Genomic DNA, 17,973 nt, shown 5'->3' with positions numbered 1-17,973 from the left:
CAAGCACGGGAATTATTCGGATGTCGAAGGATTTTGCCAAAAGCTGTCGAATAGTCGAATAATCGAATAATAGACGGGAGAAGGGAGCGGGGCCATGGATACGAGGCAATGGATGTCGATACTGCTCTGCCTGGCAACGGCCCTGATGCTGTTCGTCTCGTTCCTCTCTTACCTGAAGCGGCAGCACCCGATGGCCCGAACGATGATCGCGATGATGCTGGCGGCGTCCTGCTACGCGCTCGGCTACGAGTTCGAGATCATGAGCGGCAGCCTGACCGGAGTGAAGCTGAGCTACAAGCTCGAATACTTGGGCATTCCCTTCGTCTCCGCGTTCTGGCTTCTGCTCGTTTTTCAATTTACCGGATTCGCGGCTTCGTACCGGAAGCGGCTGGCGGTCGGGCTTTTCCTCATCCCCATGGCTACCTTCCTCCTTCACCTGACGAACGACTGGCACCACTTGATATACAAGGAATTCGTGCCGAACGCGGACGGAACGGTTCCTTTGTACAACACGATCAAAGGCCCCTGGTATTCGGTACACGCCGTTTATAACTATACGATTCTGATATTCGGCATCCTTCTGTTCCTTCCCATGTACCTAAGAGCCGTTCCTATCGTAAGAAAGCAGATCGTCATCCTCGTCGTGGGCGCGGCCGGTCCGATTCTGTTCAACGTCGCCTACATGTTCAACAAGGAGATCGATTTTACCCCGCTCGGCTTCGCTTTCTCGGGCTTGATGTACGCCTGGGGAATTTTCCGCTTCCGGCTGCTTCGTTTGACGCCACTCGCTTATGCGAAGATGTTCGATACGATCCGGGATGGCGTCATTCTGCTCGATTACGAGAATCAGATCGTGAGCCGCAACGGAGCGGCCGTCGAGGTTTACCCCGAACTGGCGCGGATGAGAGACCCGTCTATCCCCGCCCGAGACGTTCTGTCCGCGAGCCCCGAGCTGCTGAAGAGGTTGGAAGAGCCGATCTACCGGGACGCGCGGTTCCCCCTTGAACGGGTGGCAGACGATCGGACAAGGCACTTTATATGCAGCATCACTCACATTTACGATACAGGGACGACCCCCATCGGGAAAATGATCATGCTCAGCGATGTTACGGAACTGAAGGAGAACGAAGAGAGACTGCGAGAGAAATCCCAGCAGCTGACGCAGCTCAACGCGTTCAAGGACAAGCTGTTCACGGTGATGGCCCACGACATCCGCGATCCCATCGCGCTTCTCGTCAGCTTGACGGAGCTGCTGGAGGCGGAACCCTCGGAGCCTGATTCGACGAAGAACGAGGTGCTTCCGGAGATCAAGCGGCAGGTCCGGGGAACCTACCATCTCGTAGACAATCTGCTAGATTGGTATCGCAGCCAGAACGGGCAAATCGCCTTTCGGCCGCTCGACTGGAACCTGCAGCAGGTCGTTCGCCAAGCGATGGCTTTGGCCGGCGCAAGAGCCGCCATGAAGAGCATAACGCTGACCGAACATGTCGATGAGAAAATAACGGTGTACGCGGACAAAGAGATGCTCGATTTGATTTTCCGAAACCTGTTGGCTAACGCCATCAAGCATACCGGTATCGGCGGACGGATCGAGGTGAGCGTCGTCGCCGGAGGGGACCGCGTTACCGTGTCCGTAAGCGACAACGGGAGCGGGATCGACGAAGAGACGGCGAAGCTTCTCAGGCACGACGAGCTTTACTTTAAGGAACCGGGCTTCGCCAGCGGAGAGGACGGGGGAGAGATGCGGTTCGGCCTCGTCCTGACCCGCGAATTCCTCCGGATGCATGGCGGAAGCTTGTGGTTCGAGAGCGAGCCCGGACTCGGAACGAAGTTCTATTTTACGCTGAAAGGCTCCGCTAGCCGCGGGGGAACGGCAATCGGCGACAGATTGGCGGTGCAAACGAATGAAAGTCATGCTGGTTGACGATGAACCGGTGATGCATTTGATCATGAGGAAGATGCTCGAGAAGCACCCGGAGATCGAAGTGGCGGGAACGTTCTCGGATTCGCAAGCGGCTTCCGCGTTCCTCATGGAGAACAAGGACGTCGAGCTCGCGTTCGTGGACATCTCGATGCCGGGGGGAAGCGGATTGGAATTCGCAGCCAGGCTGGAAGATGAGAGGATCAGGCCGCAGATCGTGTTCGTCACCTCTCATAAGGATTACGCTTTGGAAGCGTTCGAGCTGTATGCGCTCGATTATCTGATCAAGCCGGTTACCCATGAGCGTCTGGAGAGAACGGTTCATCGCGCGTTAAAAAGCCGAAAGCCGGCGCTAAGCCTTCCAACGGAGGAGTTATCGGCCGCGATTCATAACCGGGCGTACATCGCTACTCTCGGGGACTTCTCCGTACGGAGCGACAAGGGAAGAGCGAAGTGGATCTCCAGCAAAAGCGCCGAGCTCTTCGCCTACCTGCTGCTGCACCGAGGCAGATGGATCTCCCGGCAGCGTCTGCTCGGGGATATTTTCGCGGGAATGATCGGCTCGAACGCGGAGAAATATTTGAATACGACCGTCTATCAGCTGCGCAAATCCCTCGAGCCGATCGGCCTGAGGGAAGCGGTCCGCTCGGAGAACGACGGCTATGCCCTGGAGCTTGAGCATGCCTTCGTCGATTACGAGGAATTCGAGCGCCGGACGGCGATTCTCGGGAAGCTTCACGCTGGCAACGCGGAAGAAGCGGCGGAAGTGGAAAAGGCCTATACGGGGGAACTGTTCGGGAGCAAATCCTACGTTTGGGCGATTCAGGAGAGAGAGAGGCTTGCCGCCCTCTATACGGCTTTCGTTCTGGAGGCCGTCGAGGTTCTCCTCGAGCTTCCCGATCTCGCGGCCGCGTCGAAGCTTCTCGCGAAGCTGCACGCCCGAGACCCGTTGGACGAAGCCGTCGTCGGCCTGCTTATGAAGAAGCACGGGAAGAGCAGGGACAAGAAGGGATTGACCGCCCAATACACCGACTACGTGAAGCTGCTCAACAAAGAGCTGGGCATTAAGCCTTCCAAGGAGCTGCTTCTGCTGTACGATTCCCTCGTAAGCGGGCTGACCGACAGCGCCAAATAAATAAATCCGATAGGGGAAAAGGACCGCTTAGCCTTGATGCTATGCGGTTTTTCGTCATTTTTTGTCCTTTTCTTTCATTATTCTTTTATTCGGCATCCCTACACTTGATTTTGGACGCTCGCAATCTGTCTACTTTTTCCAAGGTAGTCCGATAGATGGTCGGATCAAGGCCGAGTCAAGGAAGGGGATCGTCGTATGAGGAGAAGGGCATTCGGATTCAAAGGTAAGGCCGCGCTCGTTTGGACGCTGGTGGCCAGCTTGATTTGCGGGCTTGTTCAGCCGGGTATTGGCATGGGGAACAGAGTCGCGTCGGCAGCCGGTTCCGCCGCGGCTACACGCGATATTGCCGGCCATTGGGCGGAGGAGACGATGGCGGAATGGCAGCGATTGGGGCTCATCAACGGGTTCCCGGACGGCAGCCTTCGGCCCGATCAGACCGTTAGCCGTATCGAATTCGTGGCGCTGGCGAATCGGCTATTTGCCTATTCGGGAGCGGCCGATGCCGCTTTTGCGGACGTGCCGGATAACGCGTGGTTCGCTTCTCAGGTAAAGGCTGCCGTCCTGGCGGGCTACATCAACGGGTTCCCGGACGGAACCTTTCGGCCGAACCAAGCTCTCTCCCGCGCGGAAGCCGCCGTCATGCTGGCGAAGCTCGTTCCGGTGCTCGAGAGAGACGGGGCGAATGCGCTTGGCGCGTTCCGGGACCGGGACAGCGTCCCGGCCTATGGCCGCGCTTCGCTCGGAGCATTGATCGAGAGCGGCTACGTGAAGGGCTCCGCCGATCGGACGGTTCGTCCGGGGCAGAAGCTTACGCGCGCGGAGGCCGTCGTGCTTCTGGATCGGATTCGCAAGGACTCCGTTCCGGGCACCGACGGGGGGATTGTCCCTTCCGCGCTTAAGCTGACGGAACCGGGAACTTATGGACCGGCAACGGGTACGTTTACGGTCGCGGGGGATGTTCTCATCGACGTTCCCGGAGTATCGTTGCGGAATGTAAACGTTAAAGGGAATTTAACGGTTGGCGAAGCCGTCGGAGAAGGAGACGTCTTCCTAGACCGCGTGACGGTGAACGGGCGCACGGTTCTTAACGGAGGCGGAGAGAACAGCGTGCATATCGACGACTCCGATCTCGGGACCGTCGTCATCGAGAAGAAAGACGGCCGGATTCGGGTCGTGGTCGGCGGTACGACGGTCATCGAGCGGATGGAGGTTCAGTCGGACGCGAGCATCGAATCGAACGGCGCCGCTGCAAGCGGGATCGAGGGCATCACGATTTCTGCCTCGGGGGAAGTGAGTCTATCCGGGAAGTTCCGTCAGGTCGAAATTGCGGGCGACGTTCAGCTAACCGTACGCTCAGGGGCGATCGAGCGGTTGGTCGTGAAGGAGGGCGTCAACTCCTCGGCGATCGCCTTGAATGAAGGCGTGCGGGTTGAAAGCATGGAGCTTCACGGAACGACCAGCGTGAAAGGAAGCGGCGAGATCGTCAAAGCCCTGCTGGACGCGCCGAACATCGCGTTCGATACCCAGCCGTCCGTCGTAGAGAAGACGGATCGGGCGGGAGGAAGCGGCGGTTCCTCTAGCGGCTCGGCCGGCGGAGGGAGCGGATCGGGAAGCGGGGGAGGGGGTTCCGGAAGCGGCGGCGGGGATGGCTCGGGCGGCGGCGACGGAGGCTCGGGCGGAGAGGAGCCGGATCCTGAGCCTACGAGCGTAAACGTCACGGCAGGCGAAGCGAGCGCAAGCGGGTTCCGCTTGACTCTGAGCCCCGCCGTTCCGGGATTGACCGCGTCCGCGATCGCCCTGACGAATTCTTCCGGCGAAGCGGTGACGGTCGCTTCGGCCGCGACTCTGACGAACGGCAGCGCGTACCGGGTCGTCGCTTCTTTGCAGGAGGGCGAGACCTACACGGTTCGCTTGTCCCTGATCGGATACAGCTTCGGCAACGGAGTCCGCTTCAGCGTGCCGGTTACTCCTCCTCAAGAGGTCGCGGTAACGGCGAACGTTCAAGAGATTGGGGAAGCGGGCTTTCTAGTTACGCTTAACCCGGCGGTTCCGGGACTGTCGGCGGCGAGTTTTGCCCTTGCGAGGATAGGTGCCGAGGGAGGCGCCGCTGCGGTTACGGATGCCGCGACGACCGATAACGGTTCGACCTACGTTTTATCGGCCGCTCTAGAGGAAGGCGCGACTTATTCCCTGACGATCGCGAACAGCGGATACCGATTCGGCAGTCCGATCTCCGTATTCGTGCCCGTAACCGATCCGGAAGTCGTCTCGGTGACGACGACGGTGTACGAGATCGGCGAGAACGGCTTTAAGCTGTCGTTCCGTTCTCCGGTAGCGGGATTAACCGGGGACAACTTCAAGCTTGCGAACGACAGCGGAGCCATCGTGGGGATCACCGACGTCGCGGAGGAAGCGGGAGGAGCCTCGTACGCGATTTCCGCCTCGTTGGAGGCGGGAATCGTCTACACGCTCGCGATTGTTAAACCAGGCTATAGCTTCGGCGCGGCATCGACCTTCTCGGTTCCGGCCGAGGAAGCCATCGTCGTGACGCCGGTCGCCAGCAACGTCTCGGTGAACGGATTCCTTCTGTCGATGGACAAGACGGTAACCGATCTGGACGCGTTGAACTTTGACCTAGCTGACGCCGGAGGACAGGCCATCAGCATCGACATGCTCAGCGCCGTTGTCGTCGGCAAGCAATACGAGGTATGGGCATCGCTCGATAAGAATCGGGAATACTCTTTATCCCTGAACAAAGAAGGATACGTCTTCAGCGAGCCGGCCTCGGTTCGGGTACAGCCCGAAGCGGTTCCGGCGACGGTCGATTGGGTTACGCACGGCGGCTTTAAGCTGACGTTCGCCGTGCCGGTATTCGGGTTAACTTCCGATGAGTTCGTCCTGACGGATCCGGACGGACGCGCCGTCGATATCCATGGCTTCCAGTTGGCGGCGAACGGCATGTCTGTCGTCGCAACGGCCGATTTGGCCGCGCCGGGAAGCTACGCTTATCGGTTCGAGACGGAAGAAGCCAAACAAGCGGAAGGCGCGATCGAGGTTCCCGAGGCCGTATCTATGGGGAAATACACGACTTTCGAAGGCTATGCGGGTTCTTATACCGGGCTTGCCGTTCATATGGAGCGGCCGGTGCCGGGATTAACCGCGGCTTCGTTCCGGCTGACGGATTCCGCGGGAGGCGAAGTCGTTCTCGATACGGTCTCGACGGCCGACGGCGGAAGCACGTATTCGCTCGCGACGTCGGGACTGAATTCGGGCGGCACCCCGTTCAAGCTGGGCATCGAAGCGGACGGCTATGATTTCGGGGAGCCGGCGACGCTCGTAAATCCGACTCTGAACCTGTGGGGCGCCGGGCATATCCCGACGCAGTTCATGGCCGGATTGAATCCGTACGTGGCGAATCTGACGAAGGATAACTTCTCGGCGAAGGATGCGTCGGGCAACGATGTCGAGATTCTCGACGCGTATTACGACAACAACTACCGGTTGTACATCGTTTCCTTCAACGGCTCCGGCGGCAACGATTATTGGGTATCCGTGCACGCCGACGGCTACGACTTCGGCGCTCCGAAGATGATTCACGTCTACAGCCAGACCGATATCGGAGAGATTTCCTACACAGGGTTCACGCTGGCGCTCGTTCCCCCCGTACTGATCAATACGCAGTACGGGTTCCACCTGACGAAGGTCTCCGGCGAATCGGTTCCGATCCAGTCGGTCGACAACGTCGATGGGATAGGCGGGACTTATCGGATCAACGCCCGGTTGGCGCCAGGGGGGTACTTCCTGAATGTCGATGCCGATCTCGACTCGAACGGTTTCTACGTCGACGTTCCCCTGATCGCGACCCTGTCCGTCGATCAGGCGACGAGCAAGGGGCTGACGGCCAAGCTGAACTATGCGGTCGCCGATCTGGACGAGAATAGCTTCGACTTGACGAATGCCGATTCGGGCGAGCCGGTGAGCATCGTTTCGGCGGTTACGGACGATCAAGGAAGCACCTACCGTCTTACGGCGAGTTTAACGGCAGGCAATTACAGGTTGAAGCTGGCCGGTCACCTGCCGGAAGACGGAGTCGCGTTCCAAGTCGGCGAGACGACGAACGCGGGCGCGACTACGGTCTCGAGCGTATCGACTGCGGGCTTCACGCTCGCGTTCGAGAACGCCGTGCCCGGCTTGCTTCCGGCCGATCTCGATATCCGGGATGCTCAGAACATTAAGCTTGGCGGGGTCAAGCTGACGACGAGCGACAACGGGTCGACTTACCGGGTCAGCGTGACGTTGGCCACGGGCGCGACTTACGCGGTTTCGCTGCAGAAGGACTACATCGAGTTTGATTCTCCGATCGCGGTGACGGTGAAGCCCGTCATCAAAGGGACCGTAACGGACGTTACGAGGGCCGGGAAGCTAACCTTGACGTTCGACCGGGCCTTCCCCGAGATCGAGAATTATCTAGGTCTGTCCATTACGGATCCGGACGGGCAAGTCTATACGCCGAATTACTTCGAGTCTTCGGATCATGGCGCAAGCTATCAGATTCGGGTGCCGAATAACGTCCTGAAGCCAGGCGTCGACTATACGATCCGGCTCGATCACGAGCTCTATTCCATGGAGCCGGTCAGCTTCACGGTTCCGGGCGTGCTTGCCGTTACGGATGCGACGGCATCCGGACTGAAGATTCGGTTCGACGTTCCGGTCGGCGGGCTGACCAAGGCGAACTTCGCCATCAAGAGCTCGACCGGCGAGACCTACGTCGTGTCCTCGGCCGCGACGGCGGACGGAGGATCTTCCTATACGATTGCCGCCGCATTAACGGCAGGCAAGAAGTATACTTTGCAATACAAGCCGAACGACTTGAAGATGAGCGTCGAGCCGGTCGCGTTCGTCGTGTCCAAGCTCGTCACCGCCGCCCTCAGCGACATCTCGACGGCTGGCATGAAGGTGACGTTCAGCTCCAAGGTGCCGGATCTGCAGCTTTTGCAGCTTGTGCTCGCCCAGGGAGGGAATGAATTCCATCCGGATCTCTACATGCTTAAGACGTCGGATGGCGGGCTCAGCTACCAGGTTGCCTTTAAAGCGATGTATCCGGGCAACGATTACACGATGGATCTGGCGCGAGAGGAATTTAAGCTGGCCGCACCTATCCGGTTTACGGTTCCCGCGGACAGGACGCTTAAACTGGTCAGCACGACGGAGACGCAAATCATCGTCGATGTCGGCGTTGCCGGGCTGGAGGCGGATCAATTCGCGCTGTACGACGGCCAAGGGCAGAAGGCAGCCGTCACGGTAACGGAGAACGGGAACTCCCTCGGGTCCTATGCTCTGACGGGCACCTTCGACATCAACCGGAAGTATACGCTCAAGGTGATTCATCCCGACTATACGTTCGCGCCGCTGACCGTCGGATTTAAGATCGAAATAGCCGCCTTCGTCTTCGGCTCCCAGAACGGGTTTAAACTGCTCTTGTGGCCCGGGGTGGAAGGACTGGAGCCGTCGGACTTCACGGTGACGGACGACCAAGGAGGAACGGCGACGGTCACGGATTTGCAGACGGCGGACTCCGGATGGACTTACTATGCGAAGGCGCAGCTGGTCAGCGGCAAGAAGTACAAGGTCGCCATCGCGGACAAAGGGCCGCATACGTTCAAGTTCTCGTCCAATACGTCGATTTCGCTGAACACGAACGGAGCGTCGGTCGACCGGCTGACGCTGAAGGGCTTCCGCTTGATTTTCGACGCGCCGATCTACATGTACGACAACGACGTTCGGTTGATAGACGAGGACGGGCAAGAGGTCAAGATTCGTTCCTTCTACTCTACGGACGGCGGGCTCTCCTTTGCCGTGGATGTGACGCTGGAAGCGGACAAAAACTATACGCTTAAGTTCGATAAGATCGGGTACGACTTCGGCGGAGACATTCCTATATCCGTTAAAAGCGTCAAGACGACGTTCGAGGGGATGGAGAGCGGCAACAACAACGCGTTCACCCTAAGCTTCGATAAAGCCGTGCCGGACCTTAAGCCGAGCGACTTCACGATCTCAAGATTCGGACAACGAGCTCCGTTGCCGGTGCTTGACGCGACGACCGAGGATAACGGCTACACTTACCGCATCGAATCCAGCTTCTGGGGCTCCGAGACGGTAACGGTGCTTCCGTCCAAGAACGGGTATGATTTCGGCGAGGCCGTGCGAATCCTGGTACCGATTATCGTGAGCCCGGCGGTGCTGAGAACGGGGGCCAACTACGTCGACGTCGGATTGAATCCGTCCGTCTTGGGTCTTACCGCAGCCGACTTCATCGTGAAGGATAGCGGCGGGCGCTCGCTTGCGTTGACGTCCGCGGAATCCTTCGACGGCGGGCAATCCTATCGGTTAACGGGAGCGTTCTCCGGAGGAGAGACCTATACGATCGTTCCTCGCCATGCAGGCTACGACTTCGGCAACGAGGCGCTAGCGGCCGAGCTGGCTAGAGCCGTAACGACCGAAATGGCGACGATCGACGAGACGGGAATGACGATCTTGCTGAATCCTGGAATCGCGGGCCTTGCTTCGGGTAATTTCTCGATTCGGAATGCTTCCAACCAGCCCGTCTCAATTCAAGCCGTAGAGGAGTTAAACGACGGCAAAGCGTACAGGATCAGCGCCGAGCTGACTCCGGGCGCGACCTATTCCTTGACCGTGACGGCTGCGGGCTACGAATTCGGTTCTGCCGCTTCCGCGACAGCGCCGGTTCCCGTCAGCTTTACCTATGAAGGAGTATCGACCGGCGGCCTAACGCTGAAGTTCGCCAATATGGCGATCCCTCTGTCCGCAAGCAACTTTAAGCTGATCGACGAGCATGGACAGAGCATCCCGATCGATTCGGCGACGCCGATTGACGGCAGCTCGGGCTATGTCCTTGAGGCGGAGCTGCCTTATGACCATACGTACAGCCTGAGCATTGCCGCAAGCGGATTCGACTTCGGCGCGGGGCTTGCCTTCTACGTGAAGGAGCCGGCATCGGCCGCCGTTCAGAACGCGATGCAGACGGGCTTCACGCTGAGCTTGGCTCATGCGGTCAAGAATCTGACGGCTGCCAATCTCTCGCTTAAGGACAGCAAAGGCAGCGCCGTCGCGATCGACTCCCTGACCGCTTCTAATGGCGGGCAGACCTATAAAGCGAATGCCGCGCTGATCGGCGGGGAGACATACTCGCTCGCGATTTCGTCGCCTCAGGTTGATTTTGGCTCGGCCCTGACGTTCGAGGCGAAGAGAATGATCGGAGTGACCCTCTCGGGCATCGGTCCTACCGGTTTCGACGCTGCCTTCAGCGAGCCGGTACCGAATCTGAAGGATATTCCAACGAAGCTTGTCAGTGACGACGGAACGGTTAACCCGATAAGATGGGTCGCCGTTCTAGGCTCCGACAATGCCCGTTACATGGCTCAAGTCGAGCTTGCCTACGGAGTCGTTTACTCTTTAACGATCGAAGGAACGAATCGCGCTTTCGAGGCTCCGGTCGAATTCGTCATGCCGATCTATGCGAGCAGCGCGGTGAAGGGAGTCTCCGACAGCGGAATAACGGTCGCGTTAAGCCGGACGGAGATCGAGCTTCTGCCGACGGACGTGGAGCTTCTGACTGCGGATGGGGATCCGGTTCGCGTGAGCGGGGTCGTCGCAGGAGAGACGGCCGGAACGTTCATCATTCAAGCGGCGCTGGCGCAAGGCGCGACATACTCGCTGCGCATTAACAAGCATACGTACGACTTCGGAGCGGCGAAGAGCGTTTATGTTCCTTATCGGGTCGACGCCAAGATAGCCGCCATTCACGAAGGCGGATTGACGGTAAGCTTGTCGAGTCCGGTGCCCGGCATGGACGTGAAGCTGATCGAAGCGGCGAGCGGTAGAGATTTCGTTGGCAAGGTCACCGCCATTGACGATGGCCTCACGTATGTGATCGAAGCGGCCTTGTCCTACAATAAAGACTTCACGCTTAAGCTCAGCAAGCCGGGCTACGAGTTCGGCTCCGACATGCCCGTCAACAATGCAAGCGCGCCGCCGCAAGTGGTATCGGCGGTAACTAGTCCCGATGGCAAGAGCATTACTCTTACCTTCGATAAGCAATTGAATCGGACGGACGAGAAATCGGTGTTCTCGGTCAAGATTAATTCGCAATGGCAGAGCGAGGTCTTGTCCAAGCTCGGAAGCGACAACAGGCAAATCGTGCTGTCTTGGAAAGGCAAGGTCATCGACGAGAATTCGACCGTATCGGTAGCTTCCAGCAGCGTGAACAGGGTATATGCCGTCAACAAGACGTTCATGGCGCCTTTCGAGGAAGTCGACGTGACGAACGTCGCGACACTGCTGGGCATGATCCAGAGCTATGCTTACAGGGATGACATCGCGAACCCGGCATCCTACCCGGCGCAAGTGCTTCGCGGGCAATACGGTTTGACGCCGTCCGAAGCGGCACGCAAGCTTCAAGAAGGCGGATTCAAGAATGCGGTCCTCTTCAGGGCGGTCATCAACGAATACAAGTTGGACGACTCCCAACTGGCCAAGCTGCTCTATTCGATGAATGCCGATTCGCAGACGATTTACGAAGCTTACGGCAGCTTGTATCTCAACGTCGGCAGCAACGCCGTTCCGATCGTCAAAGAATTGATCGCGGCTGGCTATACCGCCATCGAGTATGGATCCGTTCTGCAGAGAATGGCCATCTCGAGCCGGAAAGCGGCAATTGTCCTTAAGAAAGCAGGGGCGAGCGCCAATGGGGTCGCGCAGGCGCTGCGTTCCAGCTATAACGAGACGAGCGGCGGCTCGGTCTCGCAGATGAAGTCCGCGGCTTATAGACAGAGCGATATCGCGTCCGGCGTACGGGCCGCATACGGATTAGACATTCCGGATACGGTTCATGCGCTGGCGGCCGGGGGGCTGGCCGCAGGCGAGGTCGCGGCGGTCGCGCAATCGCTCTTCGGCAAGGATGCGGTGACGAATGCGGAGCTTCTGGCCCGCGCCGGGTTCGGCGCCGACGCGATCGGTTCCGCCCTGGCGCAATTGTACAGCTACGATAACGATCGCGAAGCGTTGGACGTTTTCCTCGGAGCGGGCTTCTCGGCCGCCGATTCCTACGCGATCCTGCGCAACGAATATCCGCGCGAAGCCGTCGCTTCGGGACTTCTGGACAGAGGCTTCTCCGCCCGGGAAGTCGGCGAAGCCGTACGCATGGCCGCGGACGGCGCCGGAGTGATCATTACCGCCATGAAGGGCGAAGGGGCCTCGGATTCGGCCACTGCCCAGCTCGTCAAGGACATCTGGGTGTCCTCGGGGACCTCCCTGAGCGCTATCCTTCAGGAATTCGCGGCGAACGGATATACCTACGAACAGCGCGCCGCCTTGTTGCGAGAGGAATTTGGCGCGGATGTCGCCGAAGCGGCAAGCGCAATTAGCTCAAGCTTGAACTACAGCACGCGAAGCAAGATCTATAAGATTATGCTGGCGGGTGGATACGAGCCCGCGAAGCTGATGTTCTACTTCATGAAGAATGGAGTCAACCATTACGAAGTGTACCGGCAGTTCAAGCAAGCGGGCATGACGACCGCGGACGCCTTGAAGAGCGTATACGATGCCATGCTTCAAGACGGAGCGGCGTTCGGGCTGGAAGACGCGATGGCGGTCGTGCTGAGCGATTATAGCCGCCGCTCGTCGGCGCTAGAGGCCATCTCGGCCTTGAAGACGGTATTCGCCCAAGATGCGAACGTAACGCTGGATGCCGTTACCCTTGCCGGCGCGGCAAGCAATCATTGGGCCAAGCTTGAGATTGCCGGGGCCATCAAGGACCAAATCGGGTTGACGCTTAAGGAATTCGTCGACCTGGAAGGATCGGGCGGCTTCTCGAAGTTCGGTTGTCCTTGTTCGGCGGTGACGGTGGTCCGGGATGCGCCGTATTTGTTTTCGGGCGCGACGATTCAAGACCTTACCACCGCGATGAGCTTGTCCGGCGCTTACGGCCTTCGCGACGTGGTCGCCGCGAATTTCGACCTGCAAAGCACGAAGAACGGACGCGATTGGAACGCCGCCGCGCCGTATGTCTTGTCGGCCCTTAAGAATTCAGGGTATGCCTTCGAAGATATAGCGGCCGAATTCGATCGATTGAATCTGGACGGTTGGATCAAGGCCTTCAGCAAGAACGGGATCGCGGCCAGCGACGTCGCTTCCTACCTGAAGAACAAGTCCGTTACGGCCGATGAAACGGTCGTTAGATTAGCTCCCTATCCTCTGACGGATCGCGCACTCGTCCTGCGCGAGGTATACGGCATCGACTCCGCCGAAGCGCTTGCAAAGCTGGTAGCCGGAGCGAACGAGGATGACGAAGAGATCGGCCGGGCAGTCGCTTGGGCGTACGGGGGCGATCCCATTCACCTGTGGGTTCAGACCCTACGTTCGCAAGGAGGGACGGCGACGTCCGTCATGAATTCGATACTCGCCCGGTATCCGAGCTATCGCGATGCCGGCACCATCGGACCGATTCTGATGAATGCCGGATTCTCGCAGGACGACATCCTGGAGGCCATGATAACGATCGCCTATCGTTATTACGGCGTCGTTCAGCTCAAGGACACGATTCGCGTGCTGCAATCGCTGTATTCCCAGCAGCAGGTGACGATCGGCCAGCTTCTGAAGTCGGCGTCCTTGACGACGCCGGAGAGCGGAATCGACTTCCTGTCGTACGCCGGCTACAAGATGGGGGATATCGCGGGAAGCTTAAAGGATTACTACGGTCTGACGGCCGGGGAGGCGTCGGCGCTTCTAGCGAAGAAGTATCCGAACGACAAGAAAGCGATCGTGTCCGTTCTGGCCGGCTTGTACGGGCAGAATCTCTCGGAGACGATGGCCGAATCGTTGGAAGCGGCCGGGATCGCGACCGCGGAAAGCGCGCTCGATTATTTGCGCTATGAAGGCTTCGGAATTCAGGAATTGGCCGTCCTGTTCAAGGACCGGTTCGGCTGGTCGGTCGGACAGACGGCGGCGGCCTTCAGCCAGAGGAATATGGGAGGCACCGAGAACGTGCTCGTGACGGCGATCGCGGCCGCTTACGAGCTTCCGGCGGAGAAGGTCATCCACGCGTTGCTCGTATCCTCGGGAACGGGCACCTATGCCGGAGCGATCTCCTTCATCTACCACGCCCCGTTCTCCCTGGCGACCAGCGTGAAGGTCGCGAAGGACGGCTACGGGGTGTCGTCCGGGGAAGCGTTAAAGGCCCTGCTGGCTTCCGGGTTTTACCCGCAATCGAATGTCGTTAGCGCCGTAGCGGACGGTTATGGAACTTCCCAACAAGCAAGCATCGTGGATTCCCTGGCGGCCAATGGGTTCGATACGTTGGCGAGCGCGGCTGCGTTTTTGGGCCGAATGGGCTTCGGCTTGAGCGACATCGTTCGGGTCGGCAAGGAATATTACCATCTGACCGCAGGAGATGCCGCGGCATCGTTGAACGGCTTTTACACTTCGGAAGAGATCCAACAGTCCGCGACTTACGTATACGGACAAACGATGACGCAGACGATGCTCGATACGCTGACCGCCATGGGCAAACCGAATTTCTCGGACGGCATTCCCGAGATGCTGAAGCTCCAATACGCTTTGTCCGATATCGTTCTTGCCGGCAAGGACTATTATAAGCTGAGCGCGGGGCAAACGACCTTCGCGTTGCTGGAATCGAAGCAATTCGCGACGGCGAACGTCTTGGCTGCCGTAGCCGAGTTTTATGGCAAGCCGATTGCCCAGAGCGTTCAAGACGTGCTGGACGAGAGCGGAATCGCCGGAATCGGCGACGCGGCCGTGCTGCTAAGGTCGATGGGCTATTCGCTGAGGGACGTGGCCGAGATCTCGAAGACGTATTACGGCAATTCCCCGCAGGCTACGATCGATGCGCTCTCCGCGCTCGGCTTCGAGGACGGCGCCCTTATCGAATGGACGGTACGGAACGCATACGGAGAGGCATCGGGGGGAGCCTCCGAATCCCTTACGCCGATAGAGGCGCTGGAGGATGCGGGAATCGCCGATGGAAACGCGGCGATCGATTACCTGTGGAACGCGGGCTATTCCGTTCCGGAGATCTCTCAATTCCTGAAGGAATTCCACGGCAAGTCGGCCGTCCAAGCGGCCGGAATGCTGCTAGCGAACCCGTCCCTAGACCGAATGGCCGTCTTGTACAGCATGAACGGAGTATACGGCTCCTCCTACGACGAAGCGATGATCGAAGTCTTCAAGGACTCGGGGGTATTCGATTCGGCGGACACGGCTGCCCGAATGCTTAGCGGAAGCGGGTTCCGGATGGCTTACATCGCCGAGACGATGAAGAAGAGCTACGGCAAGACGTTTACGGAGACGCAGGCGATACTGACTTCGTTAAGTTTATATTCTTCGTCCGCCATCGAGACGACGGTCTCGCAGATCTATGATTCGGTCAGCATGTCTTCCGGAACGCTGCAGCAGGTTCTGGACCTGTACGGCATAACGACCAAGGAGAGCGCCGTTCCGTTCTTGAAGGGGCAAGGGGTACCGGTTCTGGACATCGTCCAATACTTGAAGGACGCGTATGAGCTCGGCGCCGACGAAGCGACGGAGACGCTCGTTCCGTTCTACCCGGGATCCGACCTCGGACTGGCCATCGTCAAAGCGTATTACAGCGACAACAGCATTCAATACGTCACGCAAGTGATCTCGGGCGACGGGAATACGCCAAGCTCGGTCGTCAACGCGATGAAAGGCAAATTCGGGAACGCGCAGCTCGCCCTTGCGTTGAAGGTCATGTTCCGATTGGATGCCCTCGGGGTCGCCGACGCGATGACGAACGGAGGGATCCCGGCCGAAACGGTACGCTCCGCCGTCGCGGAAGTATTCGGGGAAGATCCGTTGTTCGCCTACCTGAAGCGAATGAAGGACATGGGCAAGACCGCCTACGACATCGCGGCCGAGCTGAATCAACGCGGACTGTTAGAGGCGAATCCGTCGGGTTATCTGGTCGATCTGCTGCTGCAGCTCGGCTACGACAAAGATACTATTTTGAAAGTGCGCTACCTTTATTACAACACGGGTCGCTTCAACGAAGGTACCGAGCTGGAGCAAGGAACTCAGTTGGCTCGGCTAGGCGCGACTTCGCCGACGGATGTCATGGTCGTCCTAAGCCCGTATTCGATGCTGGCTTACAAGGCTATCGCTATCATGAGGACGGCAAATCCGAATGCTGCGCTCGAAGAAATCGCGCTTGCGATGAAGGATTACGGCCATTGGACTGTCGCGGATATCATGGGAGGAATAAGCGCCGTCGGCGAGAAGCCTTCATCGCTCGCCGCCAAGTTCAAGAGAATGGGCTTGAACGCTCGCGAAGCGATGAATTATGCCAACGATCTGCCTAATGCCGACATGGTTCGAAATCTCGTCGCCAACGGATATGCGATAACCGATTACTTCCGTTATCTGGATCTCGATACGGCCTCCGAGGGAACGATCGCGGCCTTGAGGCAATCCGGGTACTCCGCGAACGAGCTCGCGAAGCTTATGGTCCAGTATCGGAACTTCGGCTTCTATCAAGTCGCCAAAGTTCTGTACGACGGCGGATACACGTCGATCAGCGAGGTGGCGGGAGCCCTCTTGGCCGCGAATTGTTATCCGGAGACGATCATTTATTACCTGGACCCGATCGCGGATTGGACGCCCAAGGGCATCGCCAAAGAGCTGCTGGATTCGGGTTTGCTCTCCCTTGTCGAACTGGTAGGAGCCCTCCAGTACGCCAACGACAACCGATTGAACGACACCTATTCGATCCTTCGCGAGATCTCGACGAAGGAGAGACAGGCGTATTACGACAATCTGGACTCGGTCAGCCGCAAGATCTTGAACAACGACGAGATCGCGATGATCGTCATGGCGACAACGCTGCGATACGCGAATATCAGCCTGACGAACGTCGCCGAACAGCTGCTGAACACCGAGCGGGAATACGATCTTATGACCGCCATGAAGGTGTTGGCATACTCCGGCTTCAACGTGCTCGACGTCGCGGAGACCATGTGGGACGTGTATCGGGACGTCATCGGCTTCAGCATTCTCAAGTTCATGGTCGTGAAGGCGGCCTCAAGCTTTATTCCGAACTTCAAGCAATATTACGATATGGCGAATCGGCTTTACAAAATCGTCAATTTAACGGTTAAAGTGGTCGATGCAACGACTTAAACGTATGAAGGAGCTGTCCCTGGTCCTATGGATCATCGGGGGCAGCTCCTTTTTTTGACAATACCTGACATGAAGCGCTTTCATTTCAGTGTGCGGACAGATTGCTTCGCTAAAATAGGGAATTGAATGCAGGCCGAATGCTCGCATAACATCGGCACACACATAGGAGGGGTGTTCATGAGCGACCAAGTAGTCGGAGAAGTACGAATGTTCGGTGGCAAATTCGCGCCGGTCGGATGGCTATTCTGCGAGGGGCAGCTGCTTAAGATCAACGATTATTCCGCTCTGTATAGCGTAATCGGAACGACATTCGGCGGAGACGGGCAATCGACCTTCGCCCTTCCGGATTCCAGGGGACGCGTTCCGGTTCACCAAGGGTGGGGCGATTTCGGCAAGGAGTATTCATTAGGCGGGTACGGAGGAGCGGAATCCGTCGTTCTGTCCCGATTCGAGCTGCCCGAACATACGCATGCCGTCCATGCGTCTTCCGCTCCCGGGACGACAAACAATCCGTCGGACGCGGTTTGGGCCGTCAGCACCGTAGCTCAGTATTCGACGGATTCGGGCAATGAAGCCATGATCGCGGGCAATATTTCGGTAGAAGGCGCCATGCGGCCGCACGATAACATGATGCCGTACTTGCCGATATCGTTCATTATCGCGATAGAAGGAGACCTTCCATGATCAA

4 protein-coding genes are annotated in these 17,973 nt (G+C 58.3%); all 4 read left to right on the top strand.

All coding sequences use genetic code 11. The features are described 5' to 3' along the window. Window positions 1-94 precede the first annotated feature (94 nt). The 4 genes from H7B67_RS11325 to H7B67_RS11310 all read left to right on the top strand — a co-directional run bounded on the left by H7B67_RS11325 (window position 95) and on the right by H7B67_RS11310 (window position 17,969). On the top strand, window positions 95-1,924 hold the full coding sequence (locus tag H7B67_RS11325) for a sensor histidine kinase (protein ID WP_185119929.1): 1,830 nt from the start codon (window positions 95-97) through the stop codon (window positions 1,922-1,924). Next, a complete protein-coding gene (locus tag H7B67_RS11320; protein WP_185119928.1) occupies window positions 1,905-3,056 on the top strand; it encodes a response regulator in 1,152 nt (383 codons plus the stop codon). The genes H7B67_RS11325 and H7B67_RS11320 overlap by 20 nt, the downstream gene beginning before the upstream one ends. A 195-nt stretch (window positions 3,057-3,251) precedes the next feature. After that, on the top strand, window positions 3,252-17,285 hold the full coding sequence (locus H7B67_RS11315; protein ID WP_185119927.1) for an S-layer homology domain-containing protein: 14,034 nt from the start codon (window positions 3,252-3,254) through the stop codon (window positions 17,283-17,285). A gap of 177 nt (window positions 17,286-17,462) precedes the next feature. Further along, on the top strand, window positions 17,463-17,969 hold the full coding sequence (locus H7B67_RS11310; protein WP_185119926.1) for a phage tail protein: 507 nt from the start codon (window positions 17,463-17,465) through the stop codon (window positions 17,967-17,969). Window positions 17,970-17,973: the final 4 nt, after the last annotated feature.

The organism is Cohnella thailandensis (assembly GCF_014212135.1).
GTDB classification, from domain to species: Bacteria; Bacillota; Bacilli; order Paenibacillales; family Paenibacillaceae; genus Cohnella; species Cohnella thailandensis.
This window is presented reverse-complemented; position numbering and strand designations above follow the sequence as displayed.

What these genes read in the sequence shown, in the direction of transcription:
- H7B67_RS11315 (WP_185119927.1), top strand. Translation starts at nt 3,252, where the DNA reads ATGAGGAGAAGGGCATTCGGATTCAAAGGTAAGGCCGCGCTCGTTTGG.
- H7B67_RS11320 (WP_185119928.1), top strand. Translation starts at nt 1,905, where the DNA reads ATGAAAGTCATGCTGGTTGACGATGAACCGGTGATGCATTTGATCATG.
- H7B67_RS11325 (WP_185119929.1), top strand. Translation starts at nt 95, where the DNA reads ATGGATACGAGGCAATGGATGTCGATACTGCTCTGCCTGGCAACGGCC.
- H7B67_RS11310 (WP_185119926.1), top strand. Translation starts at nt 17,463, where the DNA reads ATGAGCGACCAAGTAGTCGGAGAAGTACGAATGTTCGGTGGCAAATTC.